Raw genomic sequence first — 15,968 nt, forward strand, 5'->3', positions numbered from 1 at the left:
TCTCCGGGTGATACCCGGCTCCGACAGGCCAGCGGCAGCGCGCGGACGCGACGCCGGGGTGGCCTGATCAGTCGTCCCCTTTTCCTGTTCCGGGCAGCCGCAGTGGTCTGCCCGTCTCCCACGCGAGGTCTGCTTCCGTGTCCGACGCTTCCGTCGTCTGCTCGAACCTGTCCTTCTCCTGGCCCGACGACACCCCGGTGTTCGACGGTCTGTCCTTCTCCGTGCCGTCCGGCCGCACCGGGCTCGTCGCCCCGAACGGCGCGGGCAAGAGCACGCTGCTCAAGCTGATCGCCGGTGAGCTGACGCCCACCGGCGGCTCGGTGACCGTGCACGGCGTGCTCGGCCACCTCCCCCAGAACCTGCCGCTGTCCGGATCGCTCAGCGTGGCCGAGGTGCTCGGCGTCGCCGACATCGTCCGGGCCATCGACGCCGTCGAGTCCGGCGACGTCGACGAGGAGCACTTCACCGTCATCGGCGACGACTGGGACATCGAGGAGCGCACCCGCGCCGAGCTCGACTCCCTCGGCCTCGGCTCGCTCGACCTCGACCGGCGCCTCGACACCCTCAGCGGCGGCCAGATCGTCTCGCTCGGCCTCGCCGCCCAGCTGCTGCGCCGCCCCGACGTGCTGCTCCTCGACGAACCCACCAACAACCTCGACCTCGACGCCCGCCACCACCTGTACGACGTCCTGGAACGCTGGAACGGCTGCCTGCTGCTGGTCAGCCACGACCGGGCGCTGCTCGACCGCATGGAGCGGATCGCCGAGCTGCACCACGGCGAGCTGCGCTGGTACGGCGGCAACTTCACCGCGTACGAGGAGGCCGTCCGCGCCGAGCAGGAGGTCGCCGAGCAGAAGGTCCGCAACGCCGAGCAGGAGGTGAAGCGCGAGAAGCGGGAGATGCAGCAGGCCCGCGAGCGCGCCGACCGCCGCGCGAGCAACGCCGCGCGCAACCTCAAGAGCGCGGGACTGCCCAGGATCTTCGCAGGGAACATGAAGCGCGGCGCGCAGGAGGCGGCGGGCCGGGCCGGGCAGACGCACGCGTCCCGGGTCGGCGAGGCCAAGGCGCGTCTCGACGAGGCGGAGCGGGCGGTGCGCGACGACCCGCGGCTCGTCCTCGATCTGCCCGACACCAAGGTGCCGGCGGGGCGCACCCTCGTGCTCGCCGAGCACGCGCAGGTCCGCAGGGGCGACCGGGACCTGTTCGCGGCCGGTGGCATCGACTTCGCGGTGCGCGGCCCGGAGCGGATCGCGCTGACCGGGCCCAACGGCGCGGGCAAGACCACCCTGTTGCGGCTCGTGAGCGGTGACCTCCAGGCGACCGACGGCAGTGTGAAGCGGGCCGACGGGCGGATCGCGTATCTGTCGCAGCGCCTCGACCTGCTGGACCCCGAGCGCACCGTCGCCGAGAACTTCGCCGCGTTCGCGCCCGGGCGGCCCGAGGCGGAGCGGATGAATCTGCTGGCCCGGTTCCTGTTCCGGGGGCCGCGCGCGCATCTCCCGGTCGGGGTGCTCTCGGGCGGCGAGCTGCTGCGGGCCACCCTGGCGTGCGTGCTGTGCGCCGAGCCGGCGCCGCAGCTGCTGCTCCTCGACGAGCCGACGAACAACCTCGACCTGGTCGGCGTCGGGCAGCTGGAGAGCGCGCTCGGTTCCTACGAGGGCGCGTTCATGGTGGTCAGCCACGACGAGCGGTTCCTCGCGGCGATCGGTGTGCAGCGGGGGCTCCGGCTCGCGGACGGCGAGCTGACCGAGGTGGGGGCGCCCGCGATGTGACCCGTCGGCGTGACGACACGGCCCGCCCCGAGGCGCTCGCCCGGCGGGCCCCACGACCGCTCACGTCGAAGGGACACCCTCTGATGCCTCAGCCTGCCCTGATCGCCCACGACCTGACCCGCACCCTCGGCACCCGCCGCGTCCTCGACGGTGTGTCGCTGACCGCGGCGCCCGGCCGCCGCATCGGCCTGATCGGCGAGAACGGCGTCGGCAAGTCGACACTCCTTCGCCTGCTGGCCGGCGTCGACACACCCGACGCGGGAGAGGTCGTGCGCCCGCCCGACCTCGGTTTCCTCCAGCAGGAGGCGCCGTACGACGCGGCCATGACCATCGCCGACGTGCTCGACGACGCGCTGCGCGAGACCCGCGCCGAACTCGCCGAGCTCGACCGGCTCGGCGCGGAACTCGCGGACACCCCGGAGGACACCGCCGCCCACGCCGAACTCCTCGACGCCTACGGCCGGTTGCTGGAGAGCGCGCGGGAGCGCGAGGCGTGGGACGCGGACCGGCGCGCCGAACTCACCCTCGCCGGTGTCGGGCTCGGCGCGCTCGACCACGGCCGGACGCTCGGCTCGCTCTCCGGCGGCCAGCGCGGCCGGCTCGCGCTCGCCGCGCTGCTCGTGCGCCGCCCCGCCGCGCTGCTGCTCGACGAGCCGACGAACCATCTCGACGACGATGCCGCCCGGTTCGTGGAGGAGCGGGTGCGGGCGCTGCCCGGTGTGGTGGTCCTCGCGAGCCACGACCGCGCGTTCCTCGACGCGGTGTGCACCGATCTCGTCGACCTCGATCCGGCGGTGGAGGGGCCGGTGCGCTTCGGTGGCACGTACAGCGCGTACCGGGAACAGAAACGGGCCGACCGCGAGCGGTGGGAGCGGCGGTACGAGGAGGAGCAGGAGGAGTGGGAGGCGCTGCGGCACGCGGCCGGTGTCTCGGCGCGCCGCGTCGCCCCCGACCGCGGGCCGCGCGACAACGAGAAGATGGGCTACGGAGTGCGCGCGAACCGGGTGCAGAGCCAGATCTCGCGGCGGGTCCGCAACGCCACCCGGCGCCTGGAGGACCTGGAGCGCACCCGGGTCGCCGCTCCCCCGCCGCCGCTGAGCTTCCGCCCCGACCGGCTGGCCGAGGTGTCGGCCGACGCCGCCGACGAGCCGCTGGTGTCACTGCGCGGCGTGCGGGTCCCCGGACGGCTCGCCCTCGACCGGCTCGACGTGACACCCGACGACCGGCTCCTGGTCACCGGCGCCAACGGCAGCGGGAAGTCGACCCTGTTGGCGGTACTGGCCGGGCGGCTCGCGGCGCACGGCGAGACACGTCGCAGGGAAGGTGTCTCGGTGGGCCTGCTCACCCAGGACTCCGTGTTCGCGCGCCCCGAGCGCACCGCCCGGGACACGTACGTACGGGAGTTGGGCTTCGAGCGGGCGGCTGCGGTGCCGCTGAGCGGGCTCGGGCTGCTGCGCGCGGCCGATCTCGACAAGCCGGTCGGCCAGTTGTCGGTGGGCCAGCGCCGCCGGCTCGCGCTCGCGCTGCTCGTGGCGGACCCGCCGGAGCTGTTGCTGCTCGACGAGCCGACGAACCATCTGTCGCCCACGCTGTGCGACGAGTTGGAGGACGCCCTGGGTGCGGGGCCCGGCGCGATCGTCGTCGCCTGCCACGACCGGTGGCTGCGCGAGCGCTGGAAGGGGCGCGAGCTGCGGCTGACGGCGGACGGCTGACCGGAGGGGCTACCAGCGGTCGCGGTGCAGGACGTCCGCGACCGGCCTGCGGCGCACCGGGCCGAAGCGGCCGAGCGGCCACCCGACGGGGATGGCGGCGAAGGTGCGCATGTCGTCGGGGATGCCGAGCGCGGCCTTCCACTCGTCCTCCAGCATCAGGTGCCAGATGGTGATGTTGGCGGCGAGGCCGAGGCCGCGCGCGGCGAGCAGCAGGTTCTGTACGCCGGGGTAGACGCAGGAGCCCTCGGCGAGCGCGGTGAAGCGCTCCTGGGTGGCGGCCATCGTGGCGGTCGCGGCGGGTCCGAGCGCCGCGGCCGATGCCTCGAGTCCTTCCTGGTCGAGGCGCGGCGGCGGGAACCGGTAGCAGGGGACGACGAGCGCCGGTGTCTCGGCGAAGTGGTCTCGCTGGTACTCGATGGCGGCCACCATCCGCGCGTACGCCGCCTCGTCCATGCCCTCGGGGGCGTGCTTTCCGGTGGTCGCCAAGTAGGCGTCGACACACCGCTTCCACAGCGGGGCGAGTTCGGCCATGACGGCCGGATCGGTGACGAGGACGTACTCGTAGCGCTGCATGTTGCCGCCGCTCGGGCCCCACACGGCGGCCTGTATCAGCCGTTCCAGAAGTTCGTCGGGCACGGGGTCGGGGCGCAGCCGGCGCATGGCGCGCATGGTGGCCATGGTGTCGAACAGGGCCGGGGCATCGGGGTGTTGGGCGGTTTCGGCAGGTGTGATCGCGTCGCTCATGATCATGAGTCTAGGGGTGTCGTTCCGGCCAAAACACCCTCGGATTTCACGCATCCTGCCAGCCGAAACACGGAGTTAACCCGCGAGCCACCTTTGCACAGTTAACCTATCTCTTGACCTTCAGTTGACCCTACGTTGACGAGTTCTTGAGGCGAGAGGAGTGCGGGGAACCATGGCCCGAGGTGGGAGGAAGCAGTCCGTGATGGCTTTGGCCATCGCTCTGCTGCTCGCCGTCCCGCTCCTGGCTCCCCGTCTGTCGTTCGCGTCCGCACACGTCCCCGTGGCGGCCCAGATGCCCGTCGAGACACGAGCGTGCCCCACGGACGGCGCCGCGAACCAGGGTCCGGCCGAGGAGATCAAGCACCGCGACCGCCACAGGTCCGGGTCGCACACGTCCCCACTCCTGCGGCCGCGTGGCACCTCACCGAAGGCCGATCCCGACGCCGCGCCCGCTGACCGCGCGCCCTCCGCCTCGTACGCCCGCCCGGACAGATCCGTCAGAGACCTGTCGGCGCCATCGCTCCAGGTGTTCCGCTGCTGACAGGCACCGCTGTGTCAACCTGTCCTGCCCGTCCGACGCGCCGCTGCGGCGCGCCAGGAGGAATCACCACACATGCAGCCCCTCATCGACAACGCCCGTACCTTCGGCCAGCGCCCTGAGGAGTTCGCCAGTCACGCCGACGGCCAGTCCCCGCAGGTCCTGTTCATCACCTGCTCCGACTCTCGCGTCGTGCCGGCCCTGATCACGGGAGCCCGCCCCGGTGAGCTGTTCGAGCTCCGCACCGCGGGCAACATCGTGCCCCCGTACACCAGCGGCAGCCCCTCCGGGGAGACCGCCACCATCGAGTACGCCGTGGAGGTCCTCGGCGTCCAGGACATCGTCGTGTGCGGCCACTCGCACTGCGGGGCCATCGGCGCGCTGGTGCGCGGCGACGACCTCGCGGCCGTGCCCGCCGTGCGGGACTGGCTCGCGCACGCCGCCGACGAACCGGGGGCCTGCGACCCGGCCGATGTCACCGTCGCCTCGGCCGTCCAGCAGCACGTCCTCGCCCAGTTGCTGCGGCTTCGCTCCTACCCCTGCGTGGAGCGCCGGATCGCCGAAGGACGGCTCACGCTGCGCGGCTGGTACTACGAGGTGCACACCGGCGGCGTGCGCGAGCACCGCGCCGACTCCGACGCGTTCGAGACCCTGTGAGCGCCGCCATGACCGACACCGCCCCCCACACCTCACCCCCGAAGTACCCCCATCTCAAGGCGGACTTCACCGCCTCGCTCGTCGTGTTTCTGGTGGCACTGCCGTTGTGCGTCGGCGTGGCCGTCGCCTCCGGCGTGCCCGCGGAACTCGGCCTGATCACCGGCATCGTCGGCGGCATCGTCACCGGCCTGATGCGGGGCAGCAGTCTCCAGGTGTCGGGCCCCGCGGCCGGCCTGACCGTGCTCGTGTACGAGGCGGTGCGCGAGTTCGGCCTTCCCATACTCGGTGTCATCGTGCTGGCGACCGGGCTCCTTCAGATCGTCATGGGCGCGCTGAAGGTCGGCCGCTGGTTCCGGGCCATCTCGGTCTCGGTCGTCGAGGGCATGCTCGCCGGCATCGGGCTGGTCCTGATCGCCGGTCAGATGTACTCGGTGCTCGACGCCAAGGCCCCGGAGTCCGGGCTCGGCAAGATCGCGGGCCTTCCGGAGGCGTTCGTCGACGCGCTCGGCAGCACCCGCGCGCTGGCCTCGCTCGCCCTGGGCGCCGGGACCGTCGCGGTCCTTGTGCTGTGGAAGTACATGCCGAAGCGGGCGCGTGTCGTCCCGGGGCCGCTCGCCGCGGTGGGCCTCGCGATGCTCGCGGCGTTCGTCCTGGACGCGCCCGTCGCCATGGTCGAGGTCAACGGTCTGCTGGGCTCCATCCAGCCGCCGCCGCTCGACGCGTTCGGTGGGCTCGCCACCGTCGGCGTGCTCGGCACGATCCTGGCGTTCACGCTCATCGCGTCCGCCGAGTCGCTGTTCAGCGCGGCGGCCGTGGACCGGATGCACGACGGTCCCCGCACCGCGTACGACAAGGAGCTCCTCGCGCAGGGCGCGGGCAACGCGGTGTGCGGTGTGCTCGGCGCGCTGCCGATGACCGCGGTGATCGTGCGCAGCTCGGCGAACGTGCAGGCGGGCGCGAAGACCAAGGCGTCCCGTGTCCTGCACGGTGTGTGGCTGCTGCTGTTCGCGGCGCTGCTGCCGTCGCTGCTCGCGTACATCCCGATCCCGGCGCTCGCGGGTGTGCTGGTGCATGCCGGGGCGAAGCTGGTGCCCGTCAAGGCGCTGGTGCCGCTGTGGCGCGAGCACCGGGGCGAGGCGCTGATCCTGGTGGTCACCGCGGTGTCGATCGTCGCGGTCAGCATGTTCGAGGGTGTGCTCATCGGCCTCGCCCTGTCGGTCGTGAAGACCGCCTGGGACGCCTCGCACGTGAAGCTGGAGGTCATAGACAAGGGCGCGGGCCCGATCCAGGCGCATCTGACGGGGAACGCGACGTTCCTCAAGCTGCCGAAGATCCTCGACAGTCTGGAGGCGCTTCCGCAGGACCGTCCGGTCGAGCTGAACCTGTCGGGCGTGCATCATCTGGACCACGCCTGCCGTACGGCTCTGGAGAGCTGGGCGGAGCGGCACAGTTCGGGTGAGACGGAACCGGTGAAGGTGACGTCTGGCTGATCCCGCCGCACCGTACGAGGCCCCGACTCCTGTGTCCCGCACGGGAGTCGGGGCCTTCGCGCGTCAGTCGACGACCGCGGCGACCGCCTCGATCTCGACGAGCTGGTCGGCGTAGCCGAGCACGGTGACGCCCATCAGGGTGCTGGGCACGTCGTGGTCGCCGAACACGTCACGGACCACCTGCCAGGCCGTGACCAGGTCCTCGCGGCGCGTGGAGGCGACGAGGACGCGGGTGCTGATGACGTCCGAGAGCCCGGCGCCCGCCGCGTCCAGGGCGACGCGCATGTTCTCGAGGCACTGCGCGGCCTGACCCGCGTAGTCGCCGACCGCGACGGTCGAGCCGTCCTTCGCCAGCGGGCAGGACCCGGCGAGGAAGACGAGCCGGGCCTCTGCCGGTGCCGTCGCCGCGTAGGCGTACTCGGCGACGTCGGACAGGGCGTCGGTGCGGATCAGGGTGACGGCGCGGGTCACGGGTGTGTTCCCTTCGGGCGGATGTGCGGACGTGATGGGACGTCATCGTGTCACGGCATCCGCCCGTGCGGTCAGCGCTGGGACGGGAGTTCGGCGCAGCCGTTGCCCGCGGGCTCGCCGGAGAGCCGGTCGGTGAGCCAGCCGATGGCCGGTCCCTGGTCGGTGAGGAGCGGTCCGAAGTGGTTGATCAGTGCGCGGCCGACGTCGGGCAGGGCGACGGCCTTGTAGGTGACCTGGGCGCCGCGCCCGCACCAGTCGGCGGCCAACTGGCGGGCCTGCGGGTGCGGGACGAGGTTGTCGTGGACGCCGGTGGCGACGCGGACGGGGCTCTGCGGCTTCATGGTGCCGATGCGCTGCTGGGCGAGGAACTCCTGGAGGCGCGGCTCGGCCTGGATGATCTCTTCGAGGCTCTTGCCGTCCTTGGTCCAGGTGGAGCTCTTCTTGGAGGAGTAGCCGAGGATGGCGTCGCCGACGCAGGCCGTGGACAGGTCCTTGAGCGCGGCGCGGCCCTTGTCGTTGAGGTGCTTGTCGGCGATCGACCGCAGCTCCGGGTCGGACTGGAGGAATCCGTTGAGCGACCAGCCGAGCGCGCCGACGAGGTCGGTGCCGTCGATGGCCTTGGTGGTGGCGGTCAGGTCGGCGGGCGGCGCCCCCGCGTACGTGCCGGAGAGCGTGACGTCGGGGGCGTACTCGGGCTGCAGCTCGGCGGCGGCCGCGGTGGCGCCGCCGCCCTGGCTGTAGCCGTAGAGGCCGACGCGGGAGTCGCGGGTGACGGAGGTGTCCTTGAGGGCGCGGGCGGCGCGGACCGCGTCGAGCACGGCGTGCGCCTCGTCGAGCCGGTTCACGTAGGTGTGCAGCCGGTCGGTGGCGCCGAGGCCGATGTAGTCGGTGACGACGACGGCGACGCCCTTGGCGAGCAGCCGGTAGATCGCGAGGTCCTCGTAACCGGCCACCAGGGTCTGCCCGTTGACACGCAGCGGGTGCTCGAGGCCCATGGAGGCGGCGCACTGGTCGCCCTGCCCCTGCGTGCCGGGCGCGAGCGCGACGAGCGGCCGGGGGCCCGGGCCGCGCCACTTCGCGCTGGGCTCGATGTACGCACCGGTGGCCGCGGCCGGCTTCCCGTTGGAGTCGGTGGTCCTGTACATGATCCGGGTCGCGGTGCCGGGCAGCGGTCCGTTGAGGCCCGGCAGGCTGAGGGCGAGCGGGAGGTGCTCGCTGCGGATCAACGCGCCGTTGGAGGAGGGCAGTTCGGCGGGCGGGTTGTAGAACGCGGGGATGGTGACACCGCGCGACACCTCGTTCTCCGAGCCGGTGGCGGCCGCGGCGGGCACGGCCTGGGCGCCGACGCACGCGGCGACGGTGACGGCGGCGGCCAGCAGGCGGGTGGGGGCGGCGGGCATGGCGAACCTCCGGTGAACGGGCGGGGCTCACCCCGCCGTGCGGCGTTCGACCGCGCCTTCGGGCACGACCGACGGCGCGTCGAGGGCGGTCGTCCCACCGCCACCACGCGCCTGGCCGGACGCTATCCACACCACTGTTACCAGCGGTAGCACCGGGAAGGTTACGGTTCAGTAATTTAAGCCTGCACGGGGAGCCCGAGGACGTCCCGCACCGTGCGGACCACGCCGTTCTCCGTGTTGGCCGGGGCGCGCAGGCGGGCGCGGGCCAGCACGTCGGGGTGCGCGTTGGCCATGGCGTAGGACCAGTCGGCCGTGTCGAGCATCTCCAGGTCGTTGCGGTAGTCGCCGAAGACCATGGTCTGCGCGGGCGTGATGCCGAGCGCCTTCTGGAGGGCGCGGACTGCGGCGCCCTTGTTGGCGGCGGGGTTCATGACGTCGATCCAGTGCGCGCTGGAGACGACGACCTGGTGGGTGTCGGCGAGCGGCGCGAGCAGCGGGGCGGTGGTGTCCTGCGCGGTGCCGAAGTCGAAGACGGCGACCTTGACGAACTCGTCGTCGACGGCGGTGGCGTCGGGGACGATCTCGTGGGCGGCGTAGTACCTGCGGACGTGCTCCATGAACGCCTCGTCGGAGCGTTCCACGTACGCGGAGCGCTTTCCGCACACGACGACGCCCGCGTCGGCGCCGCCCGCGTCCACGTGCCGACGCAGCTCCTTGACGATCCACTCGACGACATCGCGTTCCAGCAGGTCGGAGCTGAGTTCGGCGCCGCCGCGCACGACGTACGCGCCGTTCTCGGCGACGTAGACCATGCCGCCGTCGTCGACGGCGCCGAACTGCGCGGCGAGCGTCGCGTACTGGCGGCCGCTGGCGGGGCAGAAGGCGATGCCGCGCTCGTTCAGCTCGGTCAGCAGCGGCCACAGGGCGTCGGGGACGTTCCCTTCGCCGTCCAGGAGCGTGCCGTCCATGTCGGTGACGACCAGGCGGATGTCGGGCGGGGTGGTGGCGGTCTGCCGGTCGTGCTGGACGTTCACGGTGGTTCCTGCTTCGGTGGTGCGGTGTGCCGGGGCCAGGGGCGGGGCCCCAGACGTAACACCACCACTGTACGGAGGGGCCCTGCCCAGGGCTTTCGCCCCTCCCCCGGCCCCGCGCGACCGGCCGCCACTCTTGATCACGCACAGGCCCGCGCCGTACGGTTCCGGCACTCACCCCGCGCGGCACCAACCCCACCAGGAGCGCGTCATGCCCCGATTCACCCTCGACGGCACCGGTTTGCGGTACGACGACCTCGGCCCCGTGGACGGCGTCGCGGTGGTGCTGATCCACGGGCACCCGTTCAACCGGACGCTGTGGGCCCCGCAGGCCGAGGCGCTCGCGGCGGCCGGATACCGGGTGCTCACGCCGGATCTGCGCGGCTACGGCGACAGCGATGTCACGCCGGGCGTGGTGCCGCTGTCCCGCTTCGCCGACGACACGGCCGGGCTCCTGGACGAGCTGGGGATCGACGCGGCGGTGATCGGCGGCGTGTCCATGGGCGGCCAGATAGCCATGGAGTTCCACCGGCTCCACCCGAAGCGCACGAGCGCTCTCGTGCTGTGCGACACCTCCGCGCCCGCCGAGACACCCGAGGGCAAGACGCGCCGCAACCGGCTCGCGGTGCGGCTGCTCGCCGAGGGCATGGGCGGGTACGCGGACGAGGTCATCGACAAGATGCTCGCGCGGTACAACGTGGCCGCGCTGCCCGAGGTCGCCGCCCACGTCCTCGGCATGATGCAGGTGACCGATCCGCGCGGGGCCGCTGCGGCGCTGCGCGGGCGGGCCGAGCGCCCGGACTACCGGGACGGCCTCGCAGCCGCCCGGGTGCCGACGCTCGTCGTGGTCGGCGCGGACGACGTGTACACGCCGGTCTCGGACGCCGAGGAGATCGTGAAGCTGGTGCCGGACTCGGTGCTGCGGGTGATCGACGGGGCCGGGCACCTGCCGGGCGTGGAGCAGCCCGAGCTGTTCAACGCGGTGCTGCTCGAGTTCCTCCGCGACCGCTGCCCGACCGGATAGGGGCGGGTCGTGACGCGTTCCGCGAGCGACCGGCTGCTCGACGCGCTCGGCGCCTTCGACCAGGACCACCCGTCCCTCACCCTCACACAGCTCGCGCAGCGCGCCGATCTCGCGCTGCCCACCGCGCACCGGCTGGTCGGCGCGCTCACCCGGTGGGGCGCCCTGGAGCGCGACGAGGCGGGCAACTACCACGTGGGCCTGCGGCTGTGGGAGATCGCGGCGCTCGCCCCGCGCGGCCTCGGCCTGCGGCAGTCGGCGCTGCCGTTCCTGGAGGACCTGTACGAGTCGACGCACGAGAACGTGCACCTCGCGGTGCGGGACGACCTGGAGGTCGTCTACATCGAGCGCCTGTCCGGGCGTTCAGCAGTGGGCGTGCACTCGCGGGTCGGCGCGCGCTGGCCGCTGCACGCGACCGGCGTGGGCCTGGTGCTGCTCGCGCACGCGGACCTCGACCTCCAGGACCGCTACCCGGCGGGCGGGCTCGAGGCGTTCACGCCGTACACGGTGACCGACGCGGGGCGGCTGCGCCGGATGCTGGCCGATGTGCGGCGCAGCGGCGTCGCGGTGAGCGACCGTCAGATCACCGACGACGCCCTGTCGGTGGCGGCGCCGGTGCGCGGGCCGCGCGGCGATGTCGTCGCGGCGGTCTCCGTCGTCGTACCGGTCGAGGGGGCGCGGACACCCGCGCTGATTCCCGCGGTGCAGCTGGCCGGACGCGGCATCTCGCGGGCGCTCGGCTGGCAACCCGCCCCGACCGCTCCCCCGGCTTCCGTCTGACGGAAGTCCCGTTGTGGGCCTGTGGTCCGGGTCACCAAGGTGGTCGGTGACGCGCGGCGACGGTGCCGCGCGCGGTGACAGGAGGGACGCCCGTCATGACCGCCTACTCGGCCTTCGCCCGCAACCAGTGGTACGTCGCCGCATGGTCGAAGGAGGTGGGCCGGGAGCTGCTCGGCCGCACGATCCTCGGCGAGCCGATCGCCTTCTACCGCACCGAGGCCGGCGAGCCGGTCGCGCTCGCGGACCGCTGTGTGCACCGCCGCTACCCCCTCTCGGCGAGCGGGCTCGACGGGGACCGGGTGGTGTGCGGGTACCACGGGTTCACCTACGACACGACGGGCACGTGTGTGTTCGTGCCGGGGCAGAAGCGGGTGCCGCGGACGGCGCGGGTGAGCTCGTACCCGGTCGCCGAGGTCGACGGGATGGTGTGGGTGTGGATCGGTGACCCGGAGCGCGCCGACGCCTCCGTGATCCCGCGCGCCCCGCACCTGGTGGCGGACGACCACGTGACCGTCGAGGGCATGGAGCCCATCGACGCGGACTTCATGCTGCTGGTCGACAACCTGATGGACCTGTCCCACGAGACCTACCTGCACGGCGGCTACATCGGGACACCGGAGGTCGCCGAGACCCCCATCACGACGGAGGTCGACGAGGAGTCCGGCGTCGTGCGGGTGTCGCGGCACATGAAGGACGCCGAGTGCCCGCCGTTCTACGCCCGCTCCACCGGCATCGAGGGCCGCATCGACCGGCGCCAGGACATCGAGTACCACGCGCCGTGCCTGTACCTGCTGCACAGCACGATCAGCCCGTCCGGGCAGGAGACCCCCGCGTTCCGCACCGAGATCACGTACGCGATCACCCCGTCGTCGCCGGGCAAGGTGTACGACTTCTGGGCGGTGTCGCGGAACTTCGCGACCGAGGACGCCGAAGTCACCACGTTCCTGCGGGACTTCAACCACACGGTCGTCATGCAGGACGTCGACGCGCTCAATCTGCTGCAGCGCACCCTGGACACCGAGCCGGAGGGCTACCAGGAGCTCAGCATCAACATCGACACGGGCGGCCTGGCCGCGCGCCGCATCCTCGGCAAGCTGGCCGCCGGATGACCCGGCCCGTCTACCGCATCGAATGGCTCCCCGGCACCGACCTCCTCGACGGCCTGTGCCACTGCGGCGCGCGGCACACCAGTCAGGACCCCGTCGCCATGTGGGAGTGGATGCTGGCCCACCCCGATCACCCCGACACCACCGAGGACAAGGAACGCCGACCGTGAGCGAAGTGCTCGACCTCGTCGTCGCCGAACGCCGGCAGGAGGCCGAAGGCGTCGTCTCCCTGCTGCTGCGCCGCCCGGACGGCGCGCCGCTGCCCGGATGGGAGGCCGGCGCGCACATCGACCTGCTGCTGGCCGACGGCCTGGAGCGGCAGTACTCGCTGTGCGGCGGCGCCACGGACACCTGGCGGATCGCCGTGCTGCGCGAGCGCGACGGCAGGGGCGGCTCCGCCCATGTGCACGACGAGCTGCAGGAGGGGGCGGCGGTACGGGCCCGTGGGCCGCGCAACCACTTCCGGCTCGAACCGGCGCCCGCGTACCGGTTCGTCGCGGGCGGCATCGGCATCACGCCGATCCTGCCGATGCTGACCGCGGCGGCCGAGCGGGGCGCCGAGTGGTCGCTGTCCTACGGGGGTCGCTCGCGCGGCACCATGGCCTTCGCGGACGAGCTGGCGGAGCGGCATCCGGGTGGCCGGGTGGCGCTCGTGGAGGGCCTGCTCGACCTCCCTGCCGTCCTCGCCGATCTGCGCCCGGGGGAACTCGTCTACGCCTGCGGCCCCGAGCCGCTGCTCGCCGCCGTGGAGGAGCTCGTGCCCGCGGGGGCGCTGCGCACGGAGCGCTTCACCCCGGCGGAGACCGACACAAGCGGCGACACCGCCTTCGAGGTCGAACTGGCCTCGTGCGGCCGTACGTTGAAGGTTCCGGCGGACCGGACGGTCCTCGCCACGTTGCAGGAGGCCGGGATCCAGGTCCTGTACTCGTGCACGGAGGGCACGTGCGGCACGTGCGAGACGGATGTGCTCGCCGGGGAGGTCGACCACCGCGACAGTGTGCTGACGGCCGCCGAGCGGGAGGCCAACGAGACGATGATGGTGTGTGTCTCGCGGGCCAGGGGCGAGCGGCTCACGCTGGATCTCTGACCGCCGGATCCGTGAGCGCCGCTTCCGTGGTGGTCTCCGTATCGGGCTGCGTCGCGTGTTCCGCGCGGCGCAGCAGCACGGCCGCCACCAGACCGCCCGTCAGGACGGCGGCCGCGCCCACGAGTTGGCCGGTCTCCAGGGCGGATCCGAACGCCCGCTTCACCGTGCGTCGTTCGCCCGCCGAGCCCGCGGCGGCCAGCGCGGCGGGCAGCGAGGCGGCGGTCACCGGGACGAGCGCGGAGAACCGTGCGCTGAGCACGGCTCCGAGCACCGCGACGCCGAGGCCGCTGCCGAACTCGGTGACGGTGCCCTGGATGCCGGCGCCCGCGCCCGCCTTCTCGCGCGGGATGGAGCCGAGCACGGCGACGGCCATCGCCGGGTTGGCGAGCGCGCAGCCGAGGCCCATGAGGACGAGCCCGACGAGCAGTCCGCCGTAGCCGTCGACGACGCGCCCCGCGAGGGCGACCGCGGCGAGCCCGGAGGCGAGCAGGGTCATGCCGAGGGCCACCGAGCCGGGGATGCCGAGCCGCTTGCTGACGCGGGCGGAGACACCGGTGAAGTTGAGCAGGACCACGGTGAGCGCGAAGGGCGCGGTGCGCAGTCCTGCCTCCAGCGGGCCGTAGCCGAGGACGAACTGGAGCTGCTGCGTGAGCAGGAACAGCGCGCCGCCGCTGCCGAAGGTGATGAGCACGGCGCCGAACACGGCGCCGGTGAAGGTCCGGTCGCGGAAGAAGCCCATGTCGAGCATGGGGTCCTCCACGTGCCGCTCCCACAGCACGAACGCGGTGAGCGCGCACACTCCGAGACCTGCGCCCGCGAGCACGTACGGGGACGACCAGCCGTGGTCGGGCCCGGAGACGACGGCGTAGACGAGCGAGGCCATCGCGACGGTCGACAGGAGGGCGCCGAGCAGGTCGGGCCGGTGGCTCTGGTCCGCCCTGCTCTCCGGCACGAGGAGGGTCACCGCGCACAGGCCGAGCAGCACCACGGGCACGTTGACGAGGAAGAGGGAGCCCCACCAGAAGTGGGCGAGGAGCAGTCCGCCCGCGAGGGGGCCCGCCGCGAAGCCGAGGGCGTTGACGGCGGCCCAGATGCCGATGGCGCGGACCCGCTCGTCGTCGTCGAAGACCTGCACGGCCACGGCGAGGGTGGTGGTGAGGAGGAGGGCGCCGCCGATGCCCATGCCGGCGCGGGCTGCGATCAACTGCCCGGTGCTGTGGGCGAGTCCGGCGGCGAGGGAGCCCGCGCCGAACAGCACGAGCCCGGCCAGGAGCAGCTTCTTGCGCCCGTAGCGGTCGGCGGCGGCGCCGGCCGCGAGCAGCAGTCCGGCCTGCACCAGGATGTACGCGTTGATGATCCACTGGACGTCGGCCGTGCCCGCGCCGAGGTCGGCGGTGAGGGTGGGCACGGCGACGTTGAGGATCGTGTTGTCGAGGATGACGACGAGTTGCGCGAGGCAGATCACGCCGAGGATCAGCCAGCGGCGTGGGTCCCTCGGCCGCGCGGGCGAGGGGGTGGTCGACTGCTCGGCGGCGGGCGTCGCCGTCATGCGGGCTCCTTGTGGGCAGGCAGGGAACACGGGGCCACCCCGTTGGTTAGGTAACCCTAACTCAACGGGGTTCGCGCAGGTACCCCGCCCTGTCCGGGCCGTGTCGGCCCTACAGCGCCCGGTGCATGATGTGCAGGCCGACCCGGCCGTGGCGCGGGTGGTCGAAGGCGTCGGGCACCGTGCCGAGGATCGTGAAGCCGAGCGAACTCCACAGCCGCACCGCCGGGTTGGTCTCGACGACGGCGTTGAACACCATGGCGCGGTAGCCGTCCGCCTTCGCCGTCTCCAGGACGTGCTCGGCGAGGGCGCGGCCGTACCCGTGGCCGCCGTGGTCGGGGTCGACCATGAATCCGGCGTTGGCGACGTCCCGCGCCGGGCCGCCGTAGTTGGGCTTCACGTAGGCGCTCGCGACGACGTGGCCCGCGTCGTCCACCATGACGTGGACCCGCTTGCCCGCGCCCTCGGTCCACAGGGCGCGGGCCTCGGGCTCGCTGGTGTCGGGGTCCCAGCCGTAGGTCTCGCCCGCGCGCACGATCCGCTGCCAGAACGGCCAGATCCGCTCCCAGTCCCCGTCCTTGATGTCTCTGATCTCCATGGGCCGAGTCTGGCA

At 72.8% G+C, this 15,968-nt stretch carries 16 protein-coding genes; 10 read left to right on the plus strand and 6 right to left on the minus strand.

The features are described from left to right. Positions 1-137: 137 nt before the first annotated feature. Both abc-f and ACTWJ8_RS00405 read left to right on the plus strand, forming a co-directional pair. Positions 138-1,772 carry a ribosomal protection-like ABC-F family protein gene (abc-f, locus tag ACTWJ8_RS00400; protein ID WP_443262311.1) on the plus strand — a complete coding sequence of 545 codons (1,635 nt, stop codon included), beginning with the start codon at positions 138-140 and terminating at the stop codon, positions 1,770-1,772. Between the two features lie 83 nt (positions 1,773-1,855). Beyond that, positions 1,856-3,484 (plus strand): ABC-F family ATP-binding cassette domain-containing protein, encoded by a 1,629-nt coding sequence (locus tag ACTWJ8_RS00405; protein WP_443262312.1) that lies wholly within the window; start codon positions 1,856-1,858, stop codon positions 3,482-3,484. Positions 3,485-3,493: 9 nt separating this feature from the next. Here the strand turns inward: ACTWJ8_RS00405 and ACTWJ8_RS00410 are convergent, their stop codons facing one another. Next, positions 3,494-4,228, minus strand: coding sequence for a nitroreductase family protein (locus ACTWJ8_RS00410; RefSeq protein ID WP_443262313.1), 735 nt, complete (start codon positions 4,226-4,228; stop codon positions 3,494-3,496). Between the two features lie 202 nt (positions 4,229-4,430). Between ACTWJ8_RS00410 and ACTWJ8_RS00415 the strand changes: the two genes are divergently transcribed. From ACTWJ8_RS00415 to ACTWJ8_RS00425, 3 genes are all read left to right on the plus strand, one after another. Continuing rightward, on the plus strand, positions 4,431-4,769 hold the full coding sequence (locus tag ACTWJ8_RS00415) for a hypothetical protein (RefSeq protein WP_443262314.1): 339 nt from the start codon (positions 4,431-4,433) through the stop codon (positions 4,767-4,769). Between the two features lie 72 nt (positions 4,770-4,841). Continuing rightward, entirely contained in the window at positions 4,842-5,423 is a 582-nt protein-coding gene (locus ACTWJ8_RS00420) for a carbonic anhydrase (protein ID WP_356382514.1), read from the plus strand. 8 nt (positions 5,424-5,431) lie between these two features. Then, positions 5,432-6,913, plus strand: coding sequence for a SulP family inorganic anion transporter (locus ACTWJ8_RS00425; protein ID WP_443262315.1), 1,482 nt, complete (start codon positions 5,432-5,434; stop codon positions 6,911-6,913). A gap of 63 nt (positions 6,914-6,976) precedes the next feature. On the opposite strand, the gene ACTWJ8_RS00430 is transcribed toward ACTWJ8_RS00425, so the two are convergent. The 3 genes from ACTWJ8_RS00430 to ACTWJ8_RS00440 form a co-directional block, all read right to left on the minus strand. Beyond that, positions 6,977-7,384 (minus strand): RidA family protein, encoded by a 408-nt coding sequence (locus ACTWJ8_RS00430; RefSeq protein WP_356382510.1) that lies wholly within the window; start codon positions 7,382-7,384, stop codon positions 6,977-6,979. Between the two features lie 71 nt (positions 7,385-7,455). Beyond that, positions 7,456-8,784, minus strand: a complete 1,329-nt coding sequence (locus ACTWJ8_RS00435; RefSeq protein ID WP_443262316.1) for an alpha/beta fold hydrolase — start codon at positions 8,782-8,784, stop codon at positions 7,456-7,458. A gap of 176 nt (positions 8,785-8,960) precedes the next feature. Then, positions 8,961-9,818 carry a Cof-type HAD-IIB family hydrolase gene (locus tag ACTWJ8_RS00440; protein ID WP_443262317.1) on the minus strand — a complete coding sequence of 286 codons (858 nt, stop codon included), beginning with the start codon at positions 9,816-9,818 and terminating at the stop codon, positions 8,961-8,963. A 208-nt stretch (positions 9,819-10,026) separates the two neighbouring features. Here ACTWJ8_RS00440 and ACTWJ8_RS00445 point away from each other — a divergent pair, with 208 nt between their 5' ends. The 5 genes from ACTWJ8_RS00445 to ACTWJ8_RS00465 all read left to right on the plus strand — a co-directional run bounded on the left by ACTWJ8_RS00445 (position 10,027) and on the right by ACTWJ8_RS00465 (position 13,809). Further along, positions 10,027-10,839: an alpha/beta fold hydrolase gene (locus ACTWJ8_RS00445; protein ID WP_356382501.1), complete on the plus strand. Its 813-nt coding sequence runs from the start codon at positions 10,027-10,029 to the stop codon at positions 10,837-10,839. A gap of 9 nt (positions 10,840-10,848) precedes the next feature. Beyond that, positions 10,849-11,616 (plus strand): IclR family transcriptional regulator, encoded by a 768-nt coding sequence (locus tag ACTWJ8_RS00450; RefSeq protein WP_356382498.1) that lies wholly within the window; start codon positions 10,849-10,851, stop codon positions 11,614-11,616. 95 nt (positions 11,617-11,711) lie between these two features. Then, complete coding sequence (locus ACTWJ8_RS00455) at positions 11,712-12,725, plus strand: aromatic ring-hydroxylating dioxygenase subunit alpha (protein WP_443262318.1); 1,014 nt, start codon at positions 11,712-11,714, stop codon at positions 12,723-12,725. Further along, positions 12,722-12,892: a hypothetical protein gene (locus ACTWJ8_RS00460; RefSeq protein WP_356382492.1), complete on the plus strand. Its 171-nt coding sequence runs from the start codon at positions 12,722-12,724 to the stop codon at positions 12,890-12,892. The genes ACTWJ8_RS00455 and ACTWJ8_RS00460 overlap by 4 nt, the downstream gene beginning before the upstream one ends. Then, a complete protein-coding gene (locus tag ACTWJ8_RS00465; RefSeq protein ID WP_443262320.1) occupies positions 12,889-13,809 on the plus strand; it encodes a PDR/VanB family oxidoreductase in 921 nt (306 codons plus the stop codon). Before ACTWJ8_RS00460 ends, ACTWJ8_RS00465 begins: the two co-directional genes overlap by 4 nt. Here ACTWJ8_RS00465 and ACTWJ8_RS00470 read toward each other — a convergent pair. Continuing rightward, complete coding sequence (locus tag ACTWJ8_RS00470) at positions 13,793-15,358, minus strand: MFS transporter (RefSeq protein ID WP_443262321.1); 1,566 nt, start codon at positions 15,356-15,358, stop codon at positions 13,793-13,795. The two genes, ACTWJ8_RS00465 and ACTWJ8_RS00470, sit on opposite strands and share 17 nt — an antisense overlap. Positions 15,359-15,467: 109 nt before the next feature. Then, entirely contained in the window at positions 15,468-15,953 is a 486-nt protein-coding gene (locus ACTWJ8_RS00475) for a GNAT family N-acetyltransferase (protein ID WP_356382483.1), read from the minus strand. Positions 15,954-15,968 lie beyond the last annotated feature (15 nt).

Source organism: Streptomyces sp. SDT5-1 (assembly GCF_052245995.1).
Lineage (GTDB): Bacteria > Actinomycetota > Actinomycetes > Streptomycetales > Streptomycetaceae > Streptomyces.